The 25,149-nt window shown below is 71.9% G+C and carries 20 protein-coding genes; 3 read left to right on the top strand and 17 right to left on the bottom strand.

Annotated features, from left to right (window positions below):
• Nucleotides 1-26: 26 nt before the first annotated feature.
• Nucleotides 27-404, top strand: coding sequence for a MerR family transcriptional regulator (locus L2C96_RS33930; protein WP_020418888.1), 378 nt, complete (start codon nt 27-29; stop codon nt 402-404).
• Here L2C96_RS33930 and L2C96_RS33925 read toward each other — a convergent pair.
• Nucleotides 386-892 carry a DinB family protein gene (locus L2C96_RS33925; RefSeq protein WP_237339110.1) on the bottom strand — a complete coding sequence of 169 codons (507 nt, stop codon included), beginning with the start codon at nt 890-892 and terminating at the stop codon, nt 386-388. The two genes, L2C96_RS33930 and L2C96_RS33925, sit on opposite strands and share 19 nt — an antisense overlap.
• Nucleotides 893-955: 63 nt before the next feature.
• On the opposite strand from L2C96_RS33925, the gene L2C96_RS33920 reads away from it, so the two are divergent.
• The gene (locus tag L2C96_RS33920; RefSeq protein WP_237339109.1) at nt 956-1,831 is read left to right on the top strand and encodes an NAD-dependent protein deacetylase; all 876 of its coding nucleotides are present in this window, start codon (nt 956-958) and stop codon (nt 1,829-1,831) included.
• Here L2C96_RS33920 and L2C96_RS33915 read toward each other — a convergent pair.
• Nucleotides 1,828-2,442 (bottom strand): class I SAM-dependent methyltransferase, encoded by a 615-nt coding sequence (locus tag L2C96_RS33915; protein ID WP_237339108.1) that lies wholly within the window; start codon nt 2,440-2,442, stop codon nt 1,828-1,830. The genes L2C96_RS33920 and L2C96_RS33915 overlap by 4 nt on opposite strands.
• 47 nt (nt 2,443-2,489) lie before the next feature.
• On the opposite strand from L2C96_RS33915, the gene L2C96_RS33910 reads away from it, so the two are divergent.
• On the top strand, nt 2,490-3,287 hold the full coding sequence (locus L2C96_RS33910; RefSeq protein ID WP_237339107.1) for an IclR family transcriptional regulator domain-containing protein: 798 nt from the start codon (nt 2,490-2,492) through the stop codon (nt 3,285-3,287).
• A gap of 36 nt (nt 3,288-3,323) precedes the next feature.
• On the opposite strand, the gene L2C96_RS33905 is transcribed toward L2C96_RS33910, so the two are convergent.
• The 15 genes from L2C96_RS33905 to L2C96_RS33835 form a co-directional block, all read right to left on the bottom strand.
• Nucleotides 3,324-3,698 (bottom strand): VOC family protein, encoded by a 375-nt coding sequence (locus L2C96_RS33905; RefSeq protein WP_237339106.1) that lies wholly within the window; start codon nt 3,696-3,698, stop codon nt 3,324-3,326.
• Nucleotides 3,699-3,832: 134 nt separating this feature from the next.
• The gene (locus L2C96_RS33900; RefSeq protein ID WP_237339105.1) at nt 3,833-4,192 is read right to left on the bottom strand and encodes a hypothetical protein; all 360 of its coding nucleotides are present in this window, start codon (nt 4,190-4,192) and stop codon (nt 3,833-3,835) included.
• Nucleotides 4,189-5,049, bottom strand: coding sequence for a DODA-type extradiol aromatic ring-opening family dioxygenase (locus L2C96_RS33895; protein ID WP_237339104.1), 861 nt, complete (start codon nt 5,047-5,049; stop codon nt 4,189-4,191). Before L2C96_RS33895 ends, L2C96_RS33900 begins: the two co-directional genes overlap by 4 nt.
• Nucleotides 5,042-5,839: a citryl-CoA lyase gene (locus L2C96_RS33890; protein ID WP_237339103.1), complete on the bottom strand. Its 798-nt coding sequence runs from the start codon at nt 5,837-5,839 to the stop codon at nt 5,042-5,044. The genes L2C96_RS33895 and L2C96_RS33890 overlap by 8 nt, the downstream gene beginning before the upstream one ends.
• Nucleotides 5,829-6,971, bottom strand: coding sequence for a CaiB/BaiF CoA transferase family protein (locus tag L2C96_RS33885; RefSeq protein ID WP_237339130.1), 1,143 nt, complete (start codon nt 6,969-6,971; stop codon nt 5,829-5,831). Before L2C96_RS33885 ends, L2C96_RS33890 begins: the two co-directional genes overlap by 11 nt.
• 5 nt (nt 6,972-6,976) lie before the next feature.
• Nucleotides 6,977-8,416, bottom strand: a complete 1,440-nt coding sequence (locus tag L2C96_RS33880) for an amidohydrolase family protein (protein ID WP_237339102.1) — start codon at nt 8,414-8,416, stop codon at nt 6,977-6,979.
• Nucleotides 8,417-8,419: 3 nt separating this feature from the next.
• Nucleotides 8,420-8,929 (bottom strand): DoxX family protein, encoded by a 510-nt coding sequence (locus L2C96_RS33875; protein ID WP_237339101.1) that lies wholly within the window; start codon nt 8,927-8,929, stop codon nt 8,420-8,422.
• Nucleotides 8,930-9,108: 179 nt separating this feature from the next.
• Nucleotides 9,109-9,459, bottom strand: coding sequence for a hypothetical protein (locus L2C96_RS45515; RefSeq protein ID WP_443632700.1), 351 nt, complete (start codon nt 9,457-9,459; stop codon nt 9,109-9,111).
• Nucleotides 9,460-9,900: 441 nt separating this feature from the next.
• On the bottom strand, nt 9,901-11,190 hold the full coding sequence (locus L2C96_RS33865) for an NAD(P)/FAD-dependent oxidoreductase (protein ID WP_020418876.1): 1,290 nt from the start codon (nt 11,188-11,190) through the stop codon (nt 9,901-9,903).
• 18 nt (nt 11,191-11,208) lie between these two features.
• On the bottom strand, nt 11,209-12,003 hold the full coding sequence (locus tag L2C96_RS33860; protein ID WP_237339100.1) for an SDR family NAD(P)-dependent oxidoreductase: 795 nt from the start codon (nt 12,001-12,003) through the stop codon (nt 11,209-11,211).
• 39 nt (nt 12,004-12,042) lie between these two features.
• Nucleotides 12,043-12,525: a DUF1203 domain-containing protein gene (locus L2C96_RS33855; protein WP_237339099.1), complete on the bottom strand. Its 483-nt coding sequence runs from the start codon at nt 12,523-12,525 to the stop codon at nt 12,043-12,045.
• Between the two features lie 54 nt (nt 12,526-12,579).
• On the bottom strand, nt 12,580-15,024 hold the full coding sequence (locus tag L2C96_RS33850) for a beta-L-arabinofuranosidase domain-containing protein (RefSeq protein WP_237339098.1): 2,445 nt from the start codon (nt 15,022-15,024) through the stop codon (nt 12,580-12,582).
• A gap of 216 nt (nt 15,025-15,240) precedes the next feature.
• On the bottom strand, nt 15,241-18,147 hold the full coding sequence (locus tag L2C96_RS33845; protein WP_237339097.1) for a glycosyl hydrolase: 2,907 nt from the start codon (nt 18,145-18,147) through the stop codon (nt 15,241-15,243).
• A 314-nt stretch (nt 18,148-18,461) separates the two neighbouring features.
• Nucleotides 18,462-21,785 (bottom strand): glycosyl hydrolase, encoded by a 3,324-nt coding sequence (locus tag L2C96_RS33840; protein ID WP_237339096.1) that lies wholly within the window; start codon nt 21,783-21,785, stop codon nt 18,462-18,464.
• Nucleotides 21,786-21,797: 12 nt separating this feature from the next.
• Nucleotides 21,798-25,079, bottom strand: coding sequence for a family 78 glycoside hydrolase catalytic domain (locus L2C96_RS33835; protein WP_237339095.1), 3,282 nt, complete (start codon nt 25,077-25,079; stop codon nt 21,798-21,800).
• Nucleotides 25,080-25,149: the final 70 nt, after the last annotated feature.

Below are 25,149 nucleotides of genomic sequence, written 5' to 3'. Positions count from 1 at the left end.
GGTCAAACCGCTGTGAGGGGGACCACATGCGCATCGGGGAGCTGTCGGAACGCACCGAAACGCCCCGCCGCCTGCTGCGCTACTACGAGGAGCAGGGGCTCATCGTGTCCCGGCGCCTGCCCAACGGCTACCGCGACTACGACGAGTACAACGTCGACCGGGTGCTGCAGATCCGCGGCCTGCTCGACGCGGGCCTGCCCACGCGCATCATCAAGCAGATCCTGCCGTGCCTGGACAAGCCGCGCACGATCTACTTCCCCGACGCCACGCCGGAGATGCTGGCGACGCTGGAACGCGAGCGCGACCGGATGACGCGGCGCATCGACTGCCTCACCCGCAACCGGGACGCGATCAGCGAGTACCTGGACATCGTGCGGCAGGGCCTTCAGCCCGACGTGGCCTGAGCCGCCCGCAGCAGGCGCAGCTGCCCGATCTCGGCCGCGTTCTTCATCAGCTCCGCGTTCACCCAGGCGGCCTGGTGCGCCACCGTGAGCCCGGCCTCGGCCGGCCACGGGAAGGCGGCGGGAGCGTCCGGATCGGACAGTCGGTCGAGGACGCCGCCCCAGTCGGCGGCCAGCTCGCGCAGCCAGGCCACGGCGTTCTCGTCACCGGGCCAGCCGACCGACTCGCGCTCGCGGGGCCGGCGGCCGTGCGCGTGGTCCAGCGTGACGCTCCACCACCAGCCGACGTGCCAGGCGATCCAGGCGATGGTGGGCACCGGCACCGGGTCCGGCTCGGTGTCCGCCCAGTCGATCGTCCAGCCGTCCCCGGCCTCACGGACGTGCCAGGTCAGCGGGCCCGGCTCCCAGCGGAAGTCCGCCGGGGTGAGGGCGCTCAGGTGGAGGTCGGCCAGCGACCAGGTCAGGTCGAACTGCCAGCGCAGGAGGGACACGGCCGGATGATCGCAGCGCCCGTGCCCGGCGGCCAACCGGATTTCCGCACGTACACTCGTGGGGTGCGGACGCGACCGACCCTGAGCTGGACGCCGGCCGGTGAGCCGCTGCCCCGGACGACCAGCCTGGACGAGGTGGTCCGCATCGCCGACGGGGGCGGCGTGGTCGTGCTGAGCGGCGCCGGGCTGTCGACCGAATCCGGGATCCCGGACTACCGCGGCGCCACCGGCAGCCTGCGGCGCCACACGCCGATGACGTACCAGGAGTTCGTGGCGGCCGAGCACGCGCGGCGCCGGTACTGGGCGCGCAGCCACCTCGGCTGGCGCACGATCGCGCGGGCGCGCCCCAACGACGGCCACCGCGCGGTGACGGCGCTGCGGGCCGCGGGCGTGGTCGGCGGCGTGATCACGCAGAACGTCGACGGCTTGCACCAGGCGGCGGGCACGCCGGACGCGGTCGAGTTGCACGGCAGCCTGGACCGGGTCGTGTGCCTGTCCTGTCGCGCGTTGTCACCCCGCGAGGAGCTGGACCGCCGCCTGCGCGAGGCGAACCCGCACTTCACGGCGACCGCGACGCGCGTCAACCCGGACGGCGACGTGGAACTGGCCGACGACGACGTGCGGGGCTTCCGCGTCGTGCCGTGCACCGCCTGCGCGGGCGTGCTGAAGCCGGACGTGGTGTTCTTCGGCGAGAACGTCGAACCGTCCCGTGTGGACCGTTGCTTCCGGCTGGTGGACGAGGCGTCCGCGCTGCTGGTGCTCGGCTCGTCCCTGACGGTCATGTCCGGGCTGCGGTTCGTCCGCCGCGCCGCCGAGGCCGGCAAGCCGGTGGCGATCATCAACCAGGGCCCCACCCGCGGCGACAAGTACGCGGACGTGCGGGTGGACCTGCCGCTGGGCCGCGCGCTCACCGAGCTGGTCGCGCGCCTGGCTGTCTAGGGCGCGACGGCGACCCCGACCGACTGCGCGCCGAACGGCCGCGGCGCGCCGGCCTCGTAGAACACGTCGAGCACCCGGATGGCGAACCCGGCCGCGGTCAGCAGGTCCGAGACGGGGTTGGTCAGGCGGCAGCCGAACACCGCGCGCTGCAGCGGGTTCAGCCGGCGTTGCCACCGCCGGACGCCCGCGTCCGGCGCGAGGCCGTGCTCGGCGAAGTGCAGTGTGCCGCCGGGTTTGAGGACCCGCCGGATCTCCCGCACCGCGGCGGCGGGGTCCGGGATGGCGCACAGCGTCCAGGTCGTCAGCGCGGTGTCGCAGCTGTCCGCGGGCACGGGCAGCGACTGCCCGTCCAGGCCGGCGCGCTCGACCGGCACGGCGGACGCGGCCAGCCGTCCACTCGCCAGCCGCCAGGCCGCGTCCGACGGCTCGATGGCGACGACCTCCGTGACCGCCGCCGGGTAGAAGGGCACGTTCAGGCCGGAGCCGAAGCCGATCTCCAGCACCCGGCCGCGCAGCCCGGCGCAGGTGCGTTCCCGGTGCGGGTGCGCCTGCGCGGCCCCGCAGGCAGCGTTGACGAGCCGTGGCCGGATGCGGTTCGCGTAGACGCCCATGGACGCCATTGTCCGCGACGCGGGGCCGTGGCGGCTAACCTGCTGGTATGCGTCGAGACGGCAATCCGGACTTCATCGAGGCCCTGGCCCGCGGCCTGGACGTCCTGTGCGCCTTCCGGCCCGGCCGCCCGGTGATGACGCTGTCCGAGGTCGCCACCGCGACCGGGCTGGCGCGCCCGACCGCGCGGCGCATCCTCATCACCCTCGAACAGCTCGGTTACGTGCGCGGCGGCGAGCGCGGCTTCTCGCTCACCCCGCGCGTGCTCGACCTCGGCATGGCCTACATCGGTTCGGCGAACCTGTGGGACCTCGCCCGCCCGCACCTGGAGGACCTGGTCGCCCGGACGAACGAGTCGTGCTCGATCGCGCAGCTCGACGGGTCCGACATCGTGTACGTGGCGCGCGTGGCGGTGCCGAAGCTGGTCGCGCTGGCCGTCACGATCGGCACGCGGTTCCCGGCCGTGCAGACGTCGCTGGGCAAGGTCCTGCTCGCCGCGCTGACGCCGGACGAGCTGGACCGGGTGCTGGCCGAGCCGAGCCGGTCCGGCGTCGAACCCCGCTGGCAGCCGGGCCGCGACGAGATCGACGCCCTGCTGCGCGACGTGCGCACGAAGGGCTGGGCGGCCACCGATCAGCAGCTGGCGCTGGGCATCCGCTCGGTGGCGGCGCCCATCCGCGACGGGGACGGCCGGGTGGTGGCCGCGGTCAACGTGAACGCGCACGCCGCCGAGACGACGATGGACACGCTGATCGGCCACCACCTGCCGCTGCTGCTGAAGACGGCGGGCGCGATCGGCTCCGACTGGGACTCCTGGCACGCCCGCCCCATCAAGACGGTTTCCTAGGCGACGTTCGCCGAGCGAGCCGCCACAGCACATCCACTACAGGTAGGGCCGCGTGATGAGCTCGATCGCGTGCCCCGCGGGGTCCTTGAAGTAGACCCCACGGCCGCCGTGCCCGTGGTTGATCTCGCCGGGCCGCGTGGTCTGCGGATCCGCCCAGTGCTCGATGCCCCGCTCGACGAGCCGCGCGTAGGCGCGGTCGAACAGCTCGTCGTCGACGAGGAAGGCGTAGTGCTGCATCTGGATATCGACCGGCGGTTCGGCGAACTGCAGCAGCACGCCCCCGTCGAGCATGACGTTGACGAACGGCCCCCACGACGGGGCCTCGGCGACTTCCAGCAGTTCACGGAAGAAGCGGGCCGACTCGTGGCGGTCCTTGGCGGCGATGATGGTGTGGTTGAAGGTGACGGTCAAGGAAGTCCTTTCGATCGGTCGGGTGGACAGCGCGGAAGCGGATGCTCCCGGCGGTCCACGCGCGCCGATCAGACCGTCACCGGATCGCCTTCCCGTGTGTGGCGCGAGGCCGTTCCGGTGATCACGCCGTGAGCCTACGTGGTGATGTCCGGATATGGCAACGAGAAGTGCGCCAGCCGCCGCGCGTACTCCTTCTGGAACTCCAGCGGCCCGTGGTCCCGCTCGAACATCCCGATGAACAGCGTCAGCGTCAGGAACGGGTGCGCGCCCAGCTCGAAGAGCTTCACGTAGTCGTGCCCGGCCAGCGCCGCGCGCTCCTCCTCCTCGAACGCCAGCCACGTCGAGGATTCCGCGCCCACGCAGTTCAGGATCCGGTTCGCCTGCGTCTCCTCCCACCACGCGACCGTCCCGGCCGGGTCCTCGCGGTAGCGCTCGACCAGCTCCGGGTCGCGGTCGACGGTGAACAGGAACTTGTCCAGCAGGTACTTGCTCACCGCGGACCTCCCGGGTACCAGGTGAAGTAGGCCTCCATCGTGTGGAACAGGTCGTAGGTGTCGACGTAGTCGACCCGCTGCCCCTCCCCCGCCACACCCATCATCAGCATGAAGTCCATGAACCCGTGCGTGGCGTTGCCGGGCAGGTGCAGGCTCTCCAGCGTCACCTCGCCCAGGCACTTCTCGATGTCGCCGTTGGCGATCCAGTCGACGGCCTTGCGGTCGAACTCCGGATCCGGCCCGTGCGGCCCGAACTGCCGCGGACCGCCCAGTTCGAGCGAGAGGTGCCCGGTGCCGATGACGGCGACCCGCTGGTCCGACGGCCACGACTCGATCAGCTGCCGGACCGTCCGTCCCAGTTGGACGAACCGCTTCGGCTGCGGCAGCGGCGGCGCGAAGATGTTGGTGTAGATCGGGACGATCGGCAGGTCGTTCTGCGGCCGCAGCGTGATGATCGGGCACGTGATCGAGTGGTCGATGCGCAGTTCGTTGGAGAACGCGAGGTCGAAACCGGCGTCGAGACCTTCCCGCAGCACGTACGCGGACAGGTCCTCCTGCCCCTTCAGCAGCATCCGCGGCAGCCCGAACTCGCGTTCCTCGTTGTAGAAGTTCGCGTCGTAGAAGGGCGCCTTGCCGACCAGGAACTGCGGCATGTTGTCCAGCCACAGCTGGTGGAAGTGGTCCGAGCCGACCATCACGAGCACGTCCGGCCGGGCCCGGGTCAGGGTCTCGCGGAACGCCTCGACCTTGCGGACCCACTCGTCCGCGAAGTCCGGGCGGTCCGCGCCGGTGGCCGTGCTGGCCCGGTAGTAGAACGGGTGGTGCGTGGACGCGATCACCGCGACCAGTTCAGCCATGGTTGCCTCCTGCCGGTGGGACGGGCCGGTTGTTGAGGTCGACGGACAGGAAGATCTCGTTCGCGACGGGCGTGCGCAGTTCCTCGGCGAGCTGCCCGATGAGCCCCGCGGCGCGGGCCAGCAGGGCGAACCCACGCAGCAGTTCCAGCGGCAGCCCGAGGTCGGCCAGCGCCGCGCCGCACGCGCCGGCTCCGTTGAGCGGCAACGTCTTCCCGAGCACCTGCGGGTGCACGCGCCCGATGGCCTCGAACAACGCGAGGTGCGGCCCGAACTTGCCCTCCTCGCGGGCGATCTCGAACAGCCGCGGGGTGCGGGGATCGCCGTTCTTGTGGACGTGGTGGCCGAGCCCCGGGATGAACCGGCCCGCCGCACGCTCGGCCCGCACGATCTCCAGCGCCAGCTCGTCGTCGACCGGCCGGTCTGTTGTGGACAGTGCGTGGTGCAGGAACCGGCCGCAATCCTCGGTCACGCCGAGGAACCGAGAGCCGCCGCCGAGCAGTCCGGCGGCCAGCGCGCCCTGGATCGAATCGGGCGCCGACAGATACGTCAGCCGCGTCACGATCGCGGTCGGGGTGAACCCGTGATCGGCCAGCGCGGCGAGCACGGCCTCGAACACCCGCGTCTCGCCCTTGCTGGGCCGCCGCTGGGTGGCCAGCCAGAACGCCAGCTCGCCGAAGCCGACCTCGCCCATCACGTCCCGCGCCAGGTCCCGGCCCAGCAACGTGATCTTCTCCAGCGACGACGCACCCAGTGCTGTCGGGTACTGGGCTGTCGGATACTCAGCCACCATCCTCCTCCAGCCACTTGCGGATCTCCGCGCCGTGCTCGTCCAGCTCCGGCGGCGGCAGGCGGTAGGACACCGGGGTCCGCGAGAACCGGATCGGGTGCCGTGTCGTGGGGATGCCGCCGACCGTCACGACCGGGTCCAGCTCGAACCGCTCGGCCATCGCGAACCCGCCGTCGATGGTGTTGATCGGCCCGCACGGCACCCCGGCCGCCACCAGCAGGTCGAACCACTCCACCGCGCCACGGTGCTTGAGCCGGTCCACGAGGATCGGCCGCAGCTCCTCGCGGTTGGCGGTGCGGTCGGCGTTGCGGGCGAACCTCTCGTCCTCCGCGATCTCCGGGATGCCCAGGACCTGGCAGAGCTTGACGAACTGGGCGTCGTTGCCCGCGGCCACGATCAGGTCGTTGTCCGCCGTCGGCAGCGGTTCGTACGGGAACACGCTCGGGTGCGCGTTGCCCATGCGGTACGGCACGGTGCCGCCCGCCACGTACGCGGAACTGTGGTTGACCAGCCCGGTCAGCGCCGAGGACAACAGGTTCACCTCGACGTGCTGCCCCTGCCCGGTCGCCTCCCGGTGCCGCAGCGCGGCCAGGATCCCGATCACCGCGTGGTTGCCCGCCATCACGTCGAACACCGAGATCCCGGCCCGGTACGGCGGCCCGTCCGGATCGCCGGTCAGCGACATCAGACCGGAGATCGCCTGCACCATCAGGTCGTAACCCGGCACGTCCCGGCCGGCGCCGGAGCCGAAGCCGCTGATCGAGGCGTAGACGATGCCCGGGTTGCCCTCCCGCACGGCCTCGAAGTCCAGGCCGTACTTGCCCAGCCCGCCCGGCTTGAAGTTCTCGATCAGCACGTCGGCCCGCCGCGCCAGCTCCCGCGCCACGCCGGCGTCGGCCGCGTCGCGGAGGTCCAGCGCGATGGAGCGCTTCCCCCGGTTGATGGCGAGGTAATAAGTCGACACGCCGTCGCGCACCGGCGGCATCCACGAGCGCGTGTCGTCCCCGGCCGGGCCCTCCACCTTGACCACGTCCGCGCCCAGGTCGGCGAGGAGCATGGTGGCGTACGGGCCCGCCAGGATCCGGGAGAAGTCCGCGATCAGGACACCCGAGAGCGGGCCGCTGTTCGGACTCATGTCCGTCATGCGTCCGCGTGCTGCACGGCGACGCCGTCGCCCGTGTAGTCCGTGTAGGTGTAGGGGTTGGGGATCACCTCGGTCGCCGGGATCTCCGGCTCGCGGGCTTGCTGCCAGGCCTCCTCGCCCATGGTGGACCGCGCGTAGGACACGGTCGCCTCGACCGCGGCCCGTGCCCGGTCCAGGCCCGGGACGACGAGCTGGTGGTCGCGTTTGACGACGGTCCCGTTGACCAGCACGGTGTGCACGTCGCCGCGCCCGGCCTGGTAGACGACGTGTCCGTAGGGGTGCAGGACGGGGAACATCACCGGTGAGCGGTCGTTCTTGATGAGTACCACGTCGGCCTTCTTGCCCGGGGTGAGCGAGCCGATCCGGTCGTCCAGGCCGAGGGCGCGGGCGCCGCCGATGGTGGCCCACTCGACGACGTCGCGGGCGCGGAGTTTGTTGTGCACCACGGTTTCGCCCGCCGCGTGGGCTTCGAGGTGCTCGCGCGACCGGTCCGCGGACAGGGTCGCGCGCATGGCGGAGAACAGGTCGCCGCTCCACCACACGCTGGTGTCCATCGACAGGGACACCGGGATGCCGTGCCTGCGCAGCTGCCAGGTGGGCGGGTAGCCCTGGCCGGCGCTCTGCTCGCTCTCGGTGGAGACCGACGCGGTGCCGCCGGAGGCCGCGATGCGCTGGTAGGAGTCCTCGGTCAGGGTCGCCGCGTGCACGTAGGTGACGCCGGGCGTGCAGAAGCCGTTGTCCCACATGAGGCGGATGCCGTCGTCGCCGGTGGCGCCCCAGACACCGGCGTGCGTGGTGACGCGCAGGTCGAGTTCGCGGGCGGCCTCGAAGGCGCCCTTCTCGGGGAACGCCGCGTCGCCGGTGACGTCGAAGGCCAGCTGCAGGCCGAGCATGTCGTCGCGGGAGGTGAAGTGGCGGTCGACGAACGCGCGGAACTCCGTGGAGTTGGCCCATTCCCAGGGCGCGCCGAGGAGGTTGCCGTAGGCCAGGACGAAGCGGCCGGGCACCGCGCGCAGGGCCTCGACGGCGGCGTCCCCGTGTTCTGGGGTCTGCAGGCCGTGGGACCAGTCGACGGTGGTGGTGACGCCGGCGTCGAGCGCCTCGATGGCGGACAGCAGGTTGCCGGCGTGGATGTCCTCGGGGCGGAAGATCTTGCCCCAGTTCAGGTAGTAGAAGACGAAGTACTGGGACAGGGTCCAGTCGGCGCCGAGGCCGCGCAGGGCGGTCTGCCACATGTGCCGGTGGGTGTCGACCATGCCGGGCAGGAGGATGCCGCCTCGCGCGTCGACGACGGTTGTTCCGGGCGGTGCCTCCAGGTTGTGCCCGACCTGCTCGATGCGGTCGCCGCGGACGAGGAGGTCGCCGCTCTCGAGGTCGCCGATCGCCGGGTCCATGGACAGGATCGTGGCGTCGCGGAACAGGATGGGGCCGGTCATGGGTCACCTCGTGGTGGTCGTGGCCCGTGCGCGCAGCACGCGGGCGCGGGCGGTGAGGGGGACGGCGGCGGCGAGCAGCCCGAGCGCGAGCGCGCCGAGGCCCCACCACGGGCCGAAGTGCAGGTTCAGGGCGTGGTCCAGGGACCAGGCGCCGGGACCGGTGAATGCGAGGACGAGGGCGAGCGCGCCGTAGCAGAAGGGCACCTCGCAGCCGCCCCGCTGCGCCCAGAAGCCGTTGGGAGCGGTGGCGACCGCGGCGACGGCCATGGTGCCCACGATCACCGCGGCGCCGCCGGGGGTGAGCAGCCCCAGCGCGAAGCTCCCGGCGCCCGCGAGCTCAGCCACCCCCGCGACGAGGACGAGCCGGCGCCCCGGGACGAAGCCCCACTGTTCGAAGACCTGGGCGGTGCCCGCGCGGCCGGCGCCGTGGAACCAGCCCAGCAGCTTCTGCGTGCTGTGGCCGAACAGCAGCGCGGCGAGCAGGAGCCGCAGCAGCGCCAGACCGAGGTCCATCACCGCACCTCTTCACTTTCGGACCAGTGTCCGCCTGACGGACAGCTTGGTCCCGGGTGGCGCGGAAGTCAAGGGTGCGGGCGTCAACGGGTTGGAGGGCGTGCACATTCAGGCACACCGGCATTCGCGCGGATGCGCGCAGCGGGGAACCGCGGCGGGGAGGTGCTTGCGAACCGCTCTCAGGCCTGCAGGGGAACCGGACTGGCGCCGGCGCCCGGCTCCACAACCGCCACAGGGCGGCCCAGATACCGGCGCACCGTCGTCCGCAGATGGTCCGCGTGCTGGTAGATGTCCTCGGACGATTCGATGGGAATGCGCGTCTCGACCTTGTTCTCGTCGAACACGCCGAGGTACTTCTGGCTGCGGTTGAACCAGAGCCGCGCGACGGGCTTGCGGTTGTTGTCGTCGAGCAGGACGCCTGCTCGTTGAGGAACTGCCGCATGGCCTTGTCGACCAACGGCACGAACTTGTCGCGGACCCGCTGAGTGAAGGAGCCGTCGTAGACCCGGGTGGTCAGGAAACGCACCCATTCGTCCTCCGGCTGTTTGAACTGAGCCGCCAACACGCGCTTCAACTGGCCGATGTACTTCAATTCACCGGCGGCGCTGATGACCGATTCGAGGTTGAAGGAGTCCTTCGCCAGCTTGGCGAGCTCCGGCAGGAGGGTCTCGTCGATGTCCGAGAAGTTCAGCACCAGGAAGGGCTTGGAGTCCATGTGGTTGGGCGCGTCGAGGTCGGTGTAGAACTCGTAGACCTCACCGTTGGTCAGAATGGCGATCCGCGCGTTCGTGACCGCGAAGTACCGGAAGAGCTGCGGTGCGTGCTCGATGCGCAAGGGATCGTTGATCTTCTTGGCCTCGATGAGCACCTGGACCTGACCATTGGCCTCCACCAGCACTTTGATGGTCCGGTTTGCCGGTGCCCGCAATCCCAGTCGACCGGGGCCGAGTCCAAGAGTCCAAAGAAGACGGTCAACGCACCTGCGACGTCTCCAGTGGCACCTCGTCCGAGCGCACCAGCCCGAGCTGCACCGTCTGGCGGCCGATCGTCGCGTCCAGCGCCCAGTCCACCGCGGTCCGGATGCGGTTTCCCGGCATCGCCATCAGGTGGTAGCCGCGTGTCACCGCCTTCGCCGGCAGGCCCGACAGCGGGACGTGCAACGGGTTGGCCGCCGCTTGGGCGCCGCCCAGGTCGACCACGAAACCGAGGTCGTGGTGCTTGTACTGGCGCACCTCGCCGTACCCCAGGGTCGCCGCCACGTTGAGCCCGGCCAGCGTGCCCTGCCGCGTGGCGTGCTGGGCCGTCATCGCCGTCACCTCGCCCGGCCGGGTCAGGTCCGGCACTGCCGCGGCGTCCCCGCAGGCGAACACGTCCGGGTGGCCGGGCACGACCAGCGTGGGCTCGACGCAGAGCCGCCCCCGCTGGGTCGCGACACCCGCGGACTCCACCAGCGGGTCGGGGCGCACACCGACGCACCACGCGAGCGTCCGGGTGGGCACGAAATCACCGGTCGTCAGCAGCACGCCGTCGGTCGTCGCCTCCTTCACCGACGTCTCCGTCATGATCTCCACACCCCGCCGCCGCAGCACCCGGTCCGCGGCGCGCGACAGCCTGCGGTCCAGCTCGGGCAGCACCTTGGGCGCCAGGTCCAGCAGCAGCCACCGCATCCGCTGCCCGTCCAGCTCGCGGTGGTGCCGCGCGATGGCGCTGGTGAACAGCGGCCCCTGCGCGGCCACCTCGGTCCCGGTGTAACCGGCGCCGACCACGACGAACGTGCAGCGCGCGTCCCGCTCCGCCGGGTCGTCCGCCGCGGCCGCCAGCTCGACCTGCCGGATCACGTGATCACGCAGGAACAACGCCTCCGACACGCTGCGGAACCCGTGCGCGTGCTCGGCGATGCCCGGGATCGGCAGCAGCTTGTTGACGCTGCCGACCGCGATGATCAGGCGGTCGTACTCGAGCCCGCGCGACGTGCCCTCCGGGTCCACATACGTCAGCTTGCGGTCGTCCAGCGCCAGCGCCGTCACCTCGCCGAGCGCGAGCCGGATTCCGGGCAGCGCGGCGGGCAGCGACACGGTGACGCGCCGCGGGTCGATCACCGCCGCCGCGACCTCGGGCAGCAGCGGCAGGTACAGGAAGTAGTCGGTGCGGTTGACCAGCACGATCTCCGTGCCGGAATCCGGCGGGAGGGTCTTGAGCAGTGCACGGGCCGCCGAGAAGCCGGCGAAACCGCCGCCGACGATCACGATGCGCTTGGTCATGACGCCTCCCCCGTCCGGTCAGGGCACGATCGAATCCACGTATCCGCCGTCCACGCGCACTGCCGCCCCGGTCGTCGCCGACGCCTGCGGCGAGCTGAGGTAGACCACCATGTTCGCGATCTCCTCCGGCTCGATCAGGCGCTGCAGCAACGACTGCGGCCGGTGCACGCGCATGAACTCCTTCTGCGCCTCGTCCCACGGCAGGTCGCGGTCGACGAGCTGGTACACGAAGTCCTCCACGCCGCCGGTGTGCGTCGGCCCGGCGATCACGGCGTTCACGGTCACCCCGGTGCCCGCGGCGGCCTTCGCGAAACCGCGGGAAACGCCCAGCAGCGCCGTTTTCGACATGCCGTAGTGGATCATCTCGGCGGGGATGACGATCGCCGAGTCGCTCGCGATGTACTGGACGCGGCCCCAGCCCCGCTCGGTCATGCCGGGCAGGTAGGCGCGGGTGAGCCGAACCGCGGCGAGCACGTTCACCTCGAAGTACCGGCGCCACTCGTCGTCGCTGATCTCCAGCGGATCGGCGGACCCGAAGATGCCCAGGTTGTTGACCAGGATGTCGGCGCGCGGCAGCTGGTCCAGCGCGTCGCGCGCGCCCTGCTCGCTCGCGATGTCGGCGACCACCGGCACCACCTGGGCGTCGGGCACCTCGGCGGTCAGCTGCTCGATCGCCTTCGTCACCTTGTCCGCGCTGCGGCCGTTGACGGCGACCCGGGCGCCCGCCCGTGCCAGCCCGAGCACGATCGCCGCGCCGATGCCCTGCGTCGAACCGGTGACCAGTGCCGTCTTCCCGCTCAGATCGAGACGCATGCAGCGATGGTATGGGCGGCGGGCCGGGGCCGCAGGGCTTCACCCGGCGGTCGCGGCGAACATGAAGCAGCCGTAAGCGACGTTGCGGCTGTGCACCTCGACCACCCCGGGCGCGGCCAGCACCTCGCCGAGCGCGGCGACCGGGTCGGTGCCGTCGTGCACCGTCGTCGCGGGGTGGATCCAGCCGCGGTGGTCGTACGCGCGCAGCACCTGCGGCCGGCGCAGCCACTCCCGCGGGTACTCGTCCGTGCGCGCGGGCCCGCCGCAGTCCCTGGCGTGCACGAACACGGCGCCGATCTCGCGGTAGGGGCTCGCTTTCCCGGGCAGCCGCGGCTCGTACCCGAACAGCAGGCAGCGTTCACCCGTCCTGGCGTCGCGCAAGCAGCACCGCAGCGGTTCCCCGCCGTCGGCGTAGATTCGCTCGACCGGGCGACCCGACACGTCGAGTCCGCCGGCGCGCACGCAGTTCAGCTCGCCGGGGTCGATCGGGTGGACCCGGAACCGGACAGCAGCAGTGGTCATGGCACCAGCCTGGCCGCACGGGAACGGCCAGGCTGGCGGTTTTCCGACGTCGCGTCAGCTCGCCGCGGCCACCTCCCGGATCTCGGCGGTGGTCAGCTCGCGGCCGTACAGGCGGAAGTCCGCGACCGCGCCGTCCAGGTAGGGGTGTTTGACGTTCTGCGAGCGGCCCAGGTAGTTCAGCTGCGTCGCGCCGAGCAGCAGCGGGCTCATGCGGGGCGCCGGGTTCTCCCCGGTCAGCTCGCCGTCGAAGTACAGCCGGATCCGCTCGCCCAGCGTCACCGCGACGTGCGTCCACACTCCGGCGGTCAAGGGCACCGCGGCGTCTGCGAAGTCCTCGCCCTCCATGCCGGCCAGCTTCATCGCGAAGCGGGCCCGACCGAGGCCGGTGCGCGGCGTGAGGAAGGCGTAGGACTGGGCGTTGAACCCGAGGTCGAACACGCGCGTGGAGTTCACGATGGTGTCGGCCCGCACCCACATCGCGATCGTCGCCGCGGTGAGGTCCGCCAGCAGCCCGGAGGGCAGCCGCACGTGCGCGCCGGCGCCGTCGAGCTCCACGCCGCGATCGCCGAACACCGCGCCGCTGGCGAGCTCCGCGTCCGGCCACCGGCCGGTGCTCTCGCGCGCGTCGCGCAGCGGGAACACGGCGACCGTCCGCGGCGCGGGACGCGACGGCGGCAACGCGAAGTACACGCTGTAGTGCTCGTGGTGCACGTCCAGGAACGGGCTCAGCCGCAGCCGCCGGTCCCCGGCCTGCACGCTGAACTCCGCCCGCCCCGGCTCGCGCCGCAGCGACCGCGGGTCGACCGTGGGGATCACCGCGGGCACGGAGTCGCCGTGGCGGGCGGCGAGCACCAGCGGGCCGTAGGTGAGGGCGTGCACGGCCGGGTTGTCCGGCGCCGGCCGCCATTGAACGGTCATCGGCAGCCGCAGCTCCACGACGTCACCGTCCCGCCACCGCCGCCGCACCACGGCGAACCGGCCGGGCTCGGCGCGCATCGCCTCGCCGTTGACGAACAGCCTCGCGTGCGTCGCCCAAGACGGGATCCGCACCCGCAGCGCGAAAGCACCGGCGCCGGAAACGTGCAGCCGCACGGTTTCGTCGTAGGGGTACTCGGTCTCCAGCCGGATCCGGACACCGCTGTAGTCCACTTCGGACGGTATGAACTGGTTGACCCACAGTCCGTCGTCGGCGGCGTAGTAGATGTTCTCGGCGTACTTCACGTGCGTCTCCAGGCCGGTGCCGTGGTCGCAGGTGAAGTTGCGGTAGTCACTGGAGTACGTGCCGGGGTCCGACACCACGCCTTCCTTGCCCTTGCGCTGCGCGCCGGGGACGAGGCCGGTGTAGTAGGTGACGAACCCGTGCGCGGAGTCCGGGTCCTGCTCCCCCAGCATCTGGTTGAGCAGGGTCCACTCCGAGTAGTCCAGGTAGTCGGTGCGCGACGGATCCCGCAGGAACAGCAGACGGCTCAGCTTGAGCATGTTGTAGCTGTTGCAGTTCTCGCAGGTGTTCTCGCCGAGCTGGCTGACGATCTGGTCCGGCGGGCCGAAAAACTCGGCGTTGGCGTTGCCGCCGATGACGTAGGTGTGGTGGTGCACGACCTGGTCCCAGAAGTAGGTCGCGATCGTGCGGTAGTACTCCTCCCCGGTGGCGTCCCATTCGACCGCGGCGCCGACGATCTTGGCGATGTCGGTGTTGGCGTGCCGCCCGGCGAGCGTGTCCCGCCGCTGGGACAGCGGCACGAAGATCTCGTCGTGGTCGAACAGCTTCGCCGTCTCCAGGTGCTGCCGGTCGCCGGTGACCAGGGCGAGGCTCGCCAGGGTCTCGTTCATGCCGCCGAACTCGGTGTGCAGCACCTTCTGCTGCGCCTCGCGCGACAGGTTCGCCATGCGGGTGCGGGCCCACCGCGCCATGCCGAGCAGCACGTCGAGCGCCTGCCGGTTGCCGAGCAGGCGGTACTGGTCGAGCAGCCCGGCCATGATCTTGTGGATCGTGTAGTAGGGCGCCCACACGACCTTGCCCGCTTCGAGATCCACGAACGCCCGCTCGGGAAAGGCCGAGAGGTAGCCCTCGGTGAACCCGGCGGCGGGCGCGGCGGCCTGGCATTCGGCCAGCGCGGCGACGATGCTCGCGCCCTTGGCGGCCAGCTCGGTGTCGCCGGTGTTGGCGGCCGCCAGCGCGAGACCGGACAGCAGGTGGCCGGTGGTGTGGCCGCGCAGCTGGATGTCGGGCGCCTCCCAGCCGCCGCAGGGTTCGGCTGTGCTGGGCAGGCCCGCGGTGACCCGGAACATGTGCAGCAGCCGGTCGGCGTCGACGAACCGCAGGTACGCGACGGTCCGCTCCATGTTCTGCCGGTAGCGCGAGTCGAGCAGGCGGACGCGGCCGAGTTCGAGCGGGCGCGGCCGGCCGGTGTCCGCGACCGCGGTCGCCGGTGGCAGCGCCGCGACCAGCCCCGCCGCCGCGGCCAGCCCGAACACGCCGCGGCGGGTGAAGGCCGTCATCGGATCTCCTCCTGGCGGTACGGCACGAGCCGGGCGGTGTGCGCGGCCGCGGCGGCGGAGGGCAGCCCCGCAACCAGCCCGAACACACCGCGCCGGGTGAACACGGTCATCGGATGTCCTCCTGGCGGTACGGCACCAGCCAGGCGATGTCCGCGACCACCGTGGCGGGTGACAGCGCGGCAACCAGCCCGAACACACCACGCCGGGTGAACCCCGTCATCGGATTTCCTCCTGGCGGTACGGCACCAGCCGGGCGGGCCCGACCAGTCCGTAGGCCTGGCGGGTGGCGATGCCGAACACCGCGGGGTTGCTCACGCGCAGCCGGTTGAGCAGCGTCGTGGCGACCTCGACCTCGATGCTGTTGCGGCCGGGGCGCAACCACGGCCCGACGTCCACCACCGGGTCGAGCACGTCGGCCGGCGGCAGGGCGCGGCCGTTGACCTTGACGCGGTAGGTGTCGAACACCTCGCCGAGTTCGAGGTAGGCGCCGAGGCCGGGACGCCACGAGCCGAGGTCCACCGTCGTGCGGTAGCGGCCGACGCCGGAGACGTCCTGCAGTTCCGGGATCGCCGTCCACGCGGCCAGGGCGGTCAGGCTGAGCCGGTGCGTCGTCTTGACCGTCTCGGTGGGCGTCGCGCCGGGCTGCCAGTCCTCGACCTCGAGGTCCCACGCGGTCAGCGGCACCGGCGCGGGCACCGCGTCCACGGTGGTGCGGACGACGCGACCGGTGGACAACGTGGTCGAGTAGGCGCCGGCCGCGGTGGCGCGCAGGACCAGCTTGCCGCCGTCGAACCGGACCTCGCCGTCGGAGGCGGTGGCGTGCGGGGCGCCGCCCGGGCCGAAGCCGACCAGCATCGACTGCCCCGGGTTGAGCGCGACCCGCACGCGCACCCGGTCTCCGGCGCGCTCGAAGCGGCCGATGCGCTCGACGCGCCCCGTCCACGCGTCGAGCAGGTACGGCACCGCCGAGCGGTCGCGGGAGGTGAGCCAGACGTCCTGGTCCACGGCGGTGATCCGGCGGTTCTCGGCGTGCCGGGCGTTGGCGACGTAGTAGTAGTCCACGCCGTCCTCGACCCGGTGCACGGTCATGATCGTCGACCGGTCGTACTCGACGTCGCGGGTCACGCCGAGGTCGGCGAGCGCGCCCGGGATGCCGTTGGCGTCCGTGGCCACCCGCACCCGCGGCAGGGCGGCGAGCTGGGCCAGCAGGGTCCGGAGCTGGTCGTTCTCGCCGGGCAGGGCGATGCCGGCCGCGTGCACGTCGGTCCAGCTGCCGACCACCACGATCGGCAGGCCGGCGCGGGCGAGGTCGAGCAACCGCCGCGCGGCGTGCACGGACAGGGTGTGTTCCTTGTTGCGGAAGATGTCGCCGTCGAGGACCAGCGCCTTGTACGCGGGACCGTCGGGGGCGAGGCGGCCGTCGCGCACGACCGCGCTGGGCAGGTCGAGCATCGCCTCGCTGAGGAAGCCGTGGGTCCAGCCGACGGGGATGCCGTCGTTGGTCGCCCACGGCGCGCCGATGCCGGTGGACGTCCAGCCCTTCTGCCGGAAGAACGCGATGTCGGTCTTCTGCACACCGGCGCGCAGCACCAGTTGCGTGCGGGCGAACCAGCCCGCGATGCCGGGGACGTGGCCCCACGTCGGCTGGCGGGGCCCCCACGCCTCGGCGTAGCCGATGCCATTGCCGTTGTACGGCGAGAACGCCGCGAAGCCCGGCCACGCCGCGCCCGGCGCCGATGCGTAGGAGAACCCGTGCAGGACGGCCTGGTTGACGCCACCGGCGAAGACGCTGCCCATGGTCTGCAGCACCTTGTCCCAGGTCGTGCTGTAGGCGCCGTTGGCGTAGGCGGCGGACTCGCAGGACAGCAGCTGCCGCTCGCCCATGTCGCGGCCGGAGGCGAGCACGCGGTAGTCGTCGAGGTTCTTGAAGCCCAGCGACTCGCTCTCCGGCACGTCGAGCAGCGCGGCGCTGCGGATCGCGTCGGTGGGCAGGCCGTAGGGCTGCACGCGCAGGATCATGCCGAGGCTGTGCGCGAAGTCGCGCAGCGGGAGCAGGTGGTTGTCGTGGTAGAGGTCGGAGAGGACCTGGTTGTGGTCGTCGCGGACGTGGTTGGTCGTCTCGGCGTCGAAGGTGAACGGGTACTTCTCGTTGCGCTGCACGATGACCGGCAGGTACGGCAGCAGGTCGTAGCCGGCGCGGCGGCGGAACTCGGCGAGGTGATCGGGTGTCCAGGGGGTCGCCTCGGTCTCGATCTCCAGCGAGTCCTCGAACAGGTCGCCGCCGGTCTCGCGGAGCAGGCGGCGGATGGCCGGGGTGAGGATGACCGAGTTCCACACGTCGATCACGGCCTGCACGCCGGCGCGGCTGAAGTGGTCGACGACGTAGGACGCCGGCTCGGTGTGCGGGCCGGCTTCCGGTTGCTGCGCGGAGCCCCGCAACCAGTAGGCGATGACGGCCCAGGTGCCCTCGGGCGCGGTCCAGGTCTCGCCGTCGCCGAGGGTGCGGACGGTCGCGGGGTCGAGGGTGACGGTGGCGGCCGTGGTGGACCCGATGACCTTGGCGACCTGGACGGCGAGGAGATCCTGCTTGTGCACGCCCTCCTCCGGCGGCTCGACGGCGGCGGGTGGCGGTCCGGAGTAGACGGTGCCGCCCTGCACGTAGGTCACGCCGTGGGCGAGTTCCTTGCAGGCGGCGGGGTCGTCGGGGGTGATGGTGGGGACGGCGGTCGGCCAGCACGGGCCGAGCGCCAGATCGACGCGCAGGTGGCGGTCCTTGGCGCGGCGCAGGGCGGTCTCCACGGCGGCGAGCCAGGCCGGGGTGCCCCAGCCGTGGCCGGCGGGGTCGAGGTCCGCGCGGACGCTGTGGTGCACGTCCTGGATCTCGACGCCGCCGAAGCCGGCGTCGGCGATCTGGTCGACCTCGCGGGCGATCTCGCGCAGGTCGACCAGGCCGTGCGGCCACCACCAGCGGAACTTGGCGGCGGTGTCGGTGCCGGGGGTGGCGAAGCGCTGCGCGAACGGTCTGCCGGGCGCGGCCAGCGCGGGCGGGATGGAAGGAAGCGCCGCGGCGAGCCCGAAGGCGGCGCTGGCGCCGAGGAAGGTGCGGCGGGTGAGTCTGGTCATGGGGAACTCCGGGGGTTGAGGATCGAAGGAGGCGCCGGTGCCGCCCCCGGCCGGGAGCGGCACCGGTTCAGTGGATCGAGCCGGTCAGCGGGCCTGGTCGAGGCGCGCGGTCACCACGGCCTGCGGCCGCAGCACCGTGGGGCCGACCAGGCCAGGCGACAGGATCGTGTTCTCGCCAGGCTTCAACGGTGTGGCGTCCACTGTGTAGAGGTGCGGCGGGTGAGTCCGGTCATGGGGAGACTCCGGGAAACGCGGGGGATGGGGAAATCGAGCCGGTGCTGCCCCCGAACAACGCCGAGGGCAGCACCGGGGCCTCAGCGGCCCTGGTCCAGGCGCGCGGTCACTACGGCCTGCGGCCGCAGCACCACCGGGCCGACCAGACCCGACGGCAGGATCTTGTTGCGCGAATTGGCCAGCGTGTTGGTCACCCGCACCGCGATCGTGTTCTCGCCGGGCTTCAACCACGCTGTCGCGTCCACTGTGTACGGTCGCCACAGCGCTGTGGGCAGCGCGGAGCCGTTCACGGTCACCGTGGCCAGGTCGTGCACCTCGCCCAAGTCCAGGACCAGGCGGCGGTTCGCCAGGTCCTGCGCGGTCAGGGACACCGTCGTCGAGTAGACGGCGCTGCCGGAGAACGTCGGGTCGAAGGCCGTCCACGAACCGAGTGGCCGCTCCGCCTCCACGGCGCCAGGCTTCTCCAGCCGCACCCGCCACGAGCCCGCCAGCGGGATCGGGGTCAGCGCGTCCGTCACGGTCGCCACCCCGCCGTAGCTCCGGCCGTTCGCCGCGCCCGACAGGCGGTAATCGCCGGGCTTGTCGGCGATCACCGTGGCCTGCAACGACCGTCCGTCCACTGTGACCACCTCCGCAGGCAGCGTGCCGTCGGTCAGGTGCGCGGTTTCCCGGACGCCGTGGCGGAAGACCACCGCGACCGTCTCGTACGGCTGCAACCGCACCGGCACCGCCACGCCGTCCCGCTCCGCCCGGTACGCCGTCGCCGTGCGGGTCGACCCGGTGCGCGGGTCCCAGATCTCCGGGACGCCCCCGCTGGGGAACGTCGCCGTCGTCGTCACGACCTGGTCGCTCTCGTTGTTCAGCAGGTACGCGACGTCCTTGCCACGCGCGGTGCGCGAGACCCGCACGCTCGGCGCCGCCGGCTCCAAGCGAGCCGCCGCGTACGCCCGGGCCAGCCCCGGCAACGCTTCGGCACCATCGACGACCGCGACCGAACCGGCGCCGCGACGCTGCCACGCCGCGCCCGCGTCACCGAACAGGCGGCGCAACTCGCCCGCCAGCTCGGCGTCCCGGCCGCGCGCCTCCCGCGCCGGCAGCGGGCCGACCGCGGCCACGTGCCCGCCGACCTGCACGAACCGCGCCAGTGTGCGCACCGTCTCCACGTCCAGCACCGGCGTCTCCGGCAGTACCACCAGCTGGTAGGACGCCTCGCCGACGTGTAGCTGACCGGCGCGTGCCACGGCCTGGAACCGCGCCACCGGATCGCCGGACAACGACGAGTCACTCACCAGGTCGAAGTCGACCTGACCCCGCTCCAGCGCGTACGCGGCATCCGCGAACTGCCCGTCCAGCGAGTGCTCGGCGTCGGCCACCCGGGTCTGCTCGGCCGCCCGCTGCGGCTGCACGAGCACGGTCCGCGCCAGGTTCTCGCCGCGGCCCAGCTCCATCACGCGGCCGATCCACTCGTCGACCGCGGGCATGTCCGCCCAGAACGTGCTGCGCGGACCGAACGGCGGCGGGAAGTTCACCGAGTTCTCGTCCGTCCACATGGCGTGCAGGAACGTCAGATTCACGCCGCGCGCCGCGAGCGCACCCGTCGTGGCGTGCATGAACTCCGGCGCCACCTGCCAGCCCGAGTTGCCGAACGTCTCCATCACCACGCGCGGCGCGCCGCTCTGGTGCGCGGCGGACGCGGCGTTGCGGCCCAGCATGGTCTGCTCGCCGAGCGTGTAGTCGCCGGTGATCATGTCGCTGCCCGGCACCTGCGCCCACTGGTTGTCCTTGCTCAGGTCACCGGTGGAGTGCATGCGCTGCTGCGGGCCCTCCTCGTCCAGCAGCGGGTTGGTCAGCAGCTGCAGGCCGTGCCGCGCCATCCACTCGGCCTCGCGCTGGTAGTAGTTCGTGGCGAACAGGTTGTTCACCGCGCGCCAGTAGTACCCGGCGGCCGGGTCGGCGGTGGGATCCAGACCGTCCGCCGCGCCCATGTAGGCGACACCGGGCGTGCCGCCCGCGGCGACGATCGCCTGAGCCAGGCCCGGCGAGGCGGGCAGCCGCTTGAACGGGTGCGGCTGCGCGGAGGCGATGAACGGCTCGTCGTCCCAGAACCCGGGCACCACGGTGCCCATCGCCCACGGGAACCGCCGCACGTACTCGCCGGGCACGGTGTCCATGAACGCGTCCGTGGCCGCCGGGTCGAGCAGGTCCAGGTAGCCGCGCACGTAACCGCTGGAGTCGTCGCGCAGCAGCGCCTGCGAGTACACGTCGACCTGCCACTGCCCGGCCGGGACCTGCCAGGTGCCCTTCGCCGGGTCCAGCTCGACCGCGGTCCGGTGGTCGGCCGTGCCCGCCGGGCGCGCCGCCGCGGCGGTGATCCCGGCCAGGTTCACCCGCGTCGCCGGGAAGTCCGCGAGCACCCGGGCGTCGTCGAAGTTCGACGACCACAACGCCGTGCCGCCGGGCGCGGTCACCGACAGGTTGTCCCACTGCGACCGCTGGGTGCCCACGGCCGACACCGCGACCGAGCCGGTGGCATACGTGGCATCGGTGGCAGTGGGCTGCACGGTGTTGTTGATCTTCGGCGTGATCGTGTTCCCGGAGACCGTCACCGTGACCGTCTGCGCGCGGGTGGCGGAGAAGCCAGGCGTCGGGATGCCGGTGGTGAGCCGGGTCCGGGTGCCGCCGTCCACGCGCCAGACGCTCGTGTTGCCCTTGACGTCCACGTCGACCAGGTAGCCGTTCGTGCCGTCGCTGCGCACCATCAGCTGGGTGCCGCCGGTGGTGAGCGTGACCTTGCCGGTGACCGTGTAGTCGGTCCAGCCGGCGCCGGTCGTGATCGCCGCGCCGCCCGGCTTGGTCGCCGGGTCGACGACGAGCTTCCCTGTGTCCACGGCCAGTCCGGTGGTCTCGGCGAGGGTCACCGTCGCCGGTCCGGTCACCACCCGGCTGGACCGCAACAGCCCCTTGAGGCGCAGCTCCGGGTGCTCCTCGGCGACCTTCAGGCCGGCCCGGCCGCTCGGGAAGTTGTTGTCGTTGAACAGCCACATCTTCATGCCCGTGCGCTGCGCCTCGCGCAGGACGTGCTCGATGAGCGTGAACCACTCCTCGGTGAGGAAGGCCGGCTGCATCGACGCGCCGCCGTACGGGAAGACCACGGCCTCGTAGATGCCCTTGTCCCGCATCTCGGCCATCTGCCGGTCGGTGATCTCCGGCGTGATCGTGTTGTTCCAGTACCAGTAGACGCTCGGGCGGCTGTCCTTCGGCGGGTTCGCGAAGGCGGCCGGGTCGAAACGGGACAGGTCGGTGGTCGCGGCGGGCGTGCGGTCGGGGGTTTGGGCCACGGCGGGCGCGGCGGCCAGTCCGGCCGCCGTCACAGCCGCGAGCAGGACGGAGACGAGTCTTCTCATGGTGTCGTCCTCTCAGGACACTCGCGAGCGGAAGGTCCAGGAGCCGGAGCCGGCCTCGAACACGGCTTCGCCGCCGTCCACGCGGACGAACCGGGCGCCGTCGGCGACCGGCGGGACGTGACCGGCGAACGGCACGTGCACCTCGGCAGTGGCGCCCACCGGGACGGTGACCTCCAGCCGGTACTCGCCGCCGGTGCGCGTCCAGGAGGTGCGGACCTCGCCGTAGGTGCTCTCGTACTTGCCCGACGCCGAGGTCAGGTCGCCGACCACCGCCGGGTCGATCAGCAGGCGCCGGAAGCCGGCGGAATCGGCCGTCTGCTCGATGCCGGTCAGCCGCGTCTGCAGCCAGCCGTCCATCGCGCCGAGCATGAAGTGGTTCTGCGACTGGCCGCTGCCGCCGTCCCAGGTCTCGCCGAGCGCGGTCAGCCCGGCCTTGACCTGGAAACCGAGGCTGGGGCTGGTGGTCTGGGTCGCGATCAGGTAGACGACGTCGTCGCGCCCGGCCGCGGACAGCACGCGCAACACGGACGGGAACGAGATCTCGCCCATGATCAGGTGCCAGCCGGTGGCCTGGATGCTGTCCACGAGGTGCTGCACCTGCGCGGCCCGCAGGTTCGCGGGCACCGCGCCCATGTCCAGTGCCAGCGCGGTCGCGCCCTGCCCACCGCCGCCGAACAGGCCGGTGGCCGGGTTGTAGTACTTCGCCCACACCTTCCGCGCGAGGTCGTCGGCGCGGGCGCGGTAGGCGGCCGCGTCGGCGTCGCGGCCGAGCGCCTTGGCGACCTGCGCGAGCCCGTCGGCGATGGCCCACACCCCGAAGGTGCCGGTGATCGCACGCGGCATCACGGGCCTCTCCGTGGTGATCCAGTCGCCGAGGCTGTAGTCGTAGACCCCGCCGTCGATCCAGCGCGCCGTCTGTCCCTCCAGATAGGACAGGTACCGCTGCATCGCCGGGTAGTAGGTGCGCAGCAGCTCGTCGTCGCCGTAGGTGCGGTAGGCCTTGAGCGGCAGCAGGACCAGGGCGCCGCCCCAGTTCGGGTCGTCGCGGTAACTGCCTGCCAGCGTCACGTAGTCCGGGACGGTGCTCGGCACCATGCCGGAGGCCTCCTGGCCGTCGGCGATGTCCTGCACGATCTTGCCGAGGTAGGCCTCGACGTCGTAGTTGCGGGCGATCGTGTCGAACGCCAGGTGGTCCTGCTCCAGCCAGCCCAGCTTCTCCCGGCTCGGGCAGTCGGTGAGCACGCTCTGCATGTTGTTCTCCAGTGCGTGCCGGGTGAGGCGGTGGATGCCGTTGACGATCTCGTCGGACGTGGTGAACTCGCCCGCGGAGTCGTTGTCGGCCATGGTGCGCAGGCCGGTCACCGACAACCGCGCGTCGTCGGGGATGCCGACGACCTCCAGGTAGCGGAAGCCGTGGTAGGAGAACTCGGGGTGCCACGTCTGGGTGCCGCCCTTGCCGGTGAAGCTGTCCCAGATGGGCGCGCCGACGTTGGACTTCGACTGGTCGACCCGCCCGTTGCGCAGCGCCTCGGCCGGGAAGACGCGGACCGTGGTGCCCGCCGGGGCGGTCAGCGTGATCTGCGGGATGCCGGCGATGTTGCGGCCGAGGTCGAACACCCGCACGCCGGGCGCGGGCCGGGACACCTCCGCGCCGGGCAGCTGCTCGACGACGCGGACCGGCTCGCCGCTGCGCGCGGTGAGCTTGGTGGTCGGCGCGGGCGGGGCGACGGCGGTGGCAGGCGTCCACGCGGCGCGGTTCGCGCCCGGCGCGTCCCAGCCCGGGATCTCGCGGCGGGCGTCGTAGTCCTCGCCGCCGTACCAGTTGGACGCCGTCGTCGGGCCGAGCGCGGTGCGCCACGACGGGTCCGTGACGATGCGCTGGACACTGCCGTCGGCCATGGTCAGCTCGAGCTGCGCGATCACCTGCGGGTCGCTGGCGGTGCGGGCGAACTTGCGGTAGCGGCCGGAGGTGTGCAGCGCGTCCGCGGTGCCGTTGCCGACCGCGATGCCGATCGTGTTCGCGCCGCCGCGGAGCTGGCCGGTCACGTCGTAGGCGGCGTAGGTGACGCGGTCGGCGTAGTCGGTGTTGCCGGGTTCGAGCACGGCGTCGCCGACCCGGGCGCCGTTGAGGCTCGGCACGTACACGCCGAGGCCGCTGACGTACAGGCGGGCCTGCTGCACGCGGTCCTGGACGGTGAAGTCCTTCGCGAACAGCGGCAGGGCCTCGGGCAGCCAGTTCTCCGGCGTGGGCTGGTCCTTGACGGTGGCGGCGACGGTGAACGGGCCGGTCGCGGCCGTCGCGGTCTGGATGGTGTAGTCGACGGGGAAGTTGGGGGTCCTGCCGTCGGCGGTGAGGGTGTCGGTGCGCGGGTAGAGCACGACCTGGTCGAAGGTGCGGTCGGCGCCGAGATCGATCGTCGCCCACACCGGCGCATTCGGGTTGTCGTGCGCCGCGCTCTGGTAGCCGGCGTTGCTCGCCTCCTCCGGGTTGGAGGTGGTGAGGCCGTCGGCGATCAGGCCAGGCTCCCACTCCTTGCGGATGGTCTCGGTCTCCGAGGCGGTGACGAACTTTTCGCGCCCGGCGGCGAAGTTGACCGACGGGTTCGCGGAGTCGCGCACCTGCACCTCGGCGAGCTGCAGCCGGTAGGTCAGGTCCGGGAAGCGGCGCGGGGTGCCGGTGGTGACGAGGCGGTTGTTGCTGTCGATGGGCTGCTCGGCGAGCGGAAGGCCGAGCTTGGTGACGTCGAGGCGGACGTAGCGCGCGGTCCGCGCGGGGAGGGTGACGACCACGGGCTGCGCCGGCTTGCGGCTGAGCTGCCAGTCGTGGTGGGTGATCCAGCCCGCCGTCCAGTCCTCCTGGTCGGTGAGGCCGGTTTCGAACCAGGTCGGCTCGCTCCACGCCGAGGGCGCGGGGCCGGACCAGGTGCGCACGCGCCAGAAGACGCGCTGGCGGCTGCTGAGGGGCTGGCCGGCGTAGGTCGCTTCGACGTCGGCGCTGGGCACGCGCCCGGTGTCCCACAGGTCGGCGCGGCCGCGGTCGAGGGCTTCGCGCGAGGTGGCGGCCTGGATCTGGTAGGCGGACTGTTCGCGGTGACGGGCTTGAGCGGTGTTCTGCCAGGACAGGACGGGAGTGGTGTCGTCGGTCCCGAGTGGACGGTCCTGGTGCGCGGTGCGCAGATCGGTGACGGAGACGAGCCCGCCCTGCGCGACGCCCGGCGGGGCGACCCCGGACACCAGCGCCGCGGCGACGGTGACCGGGATCAGGATTCTGCGGAGACGAGAACGAGAGCGCATCGGTGCTGCTCCTCCTCGGCCGGTGGGGAGACGGCCGCTGATTCGACGGTGAATCGTTTCAAACCTGAGA

It is taken from the genome of Amycolatopsis tucumanensis (assembly GCF_021654135.1).
Classification (GTDB): domain Bacteria; phylum Actinomycetota; class Actinomycetes; order Mycobacteriales; family Pseudonocardiaceae; genus Amycolatopsis_E; species Amycolatopsis_E tucumanensis.
This window is presented reverse-complemented; position numbering and strand designations above follow the sequence as displayed.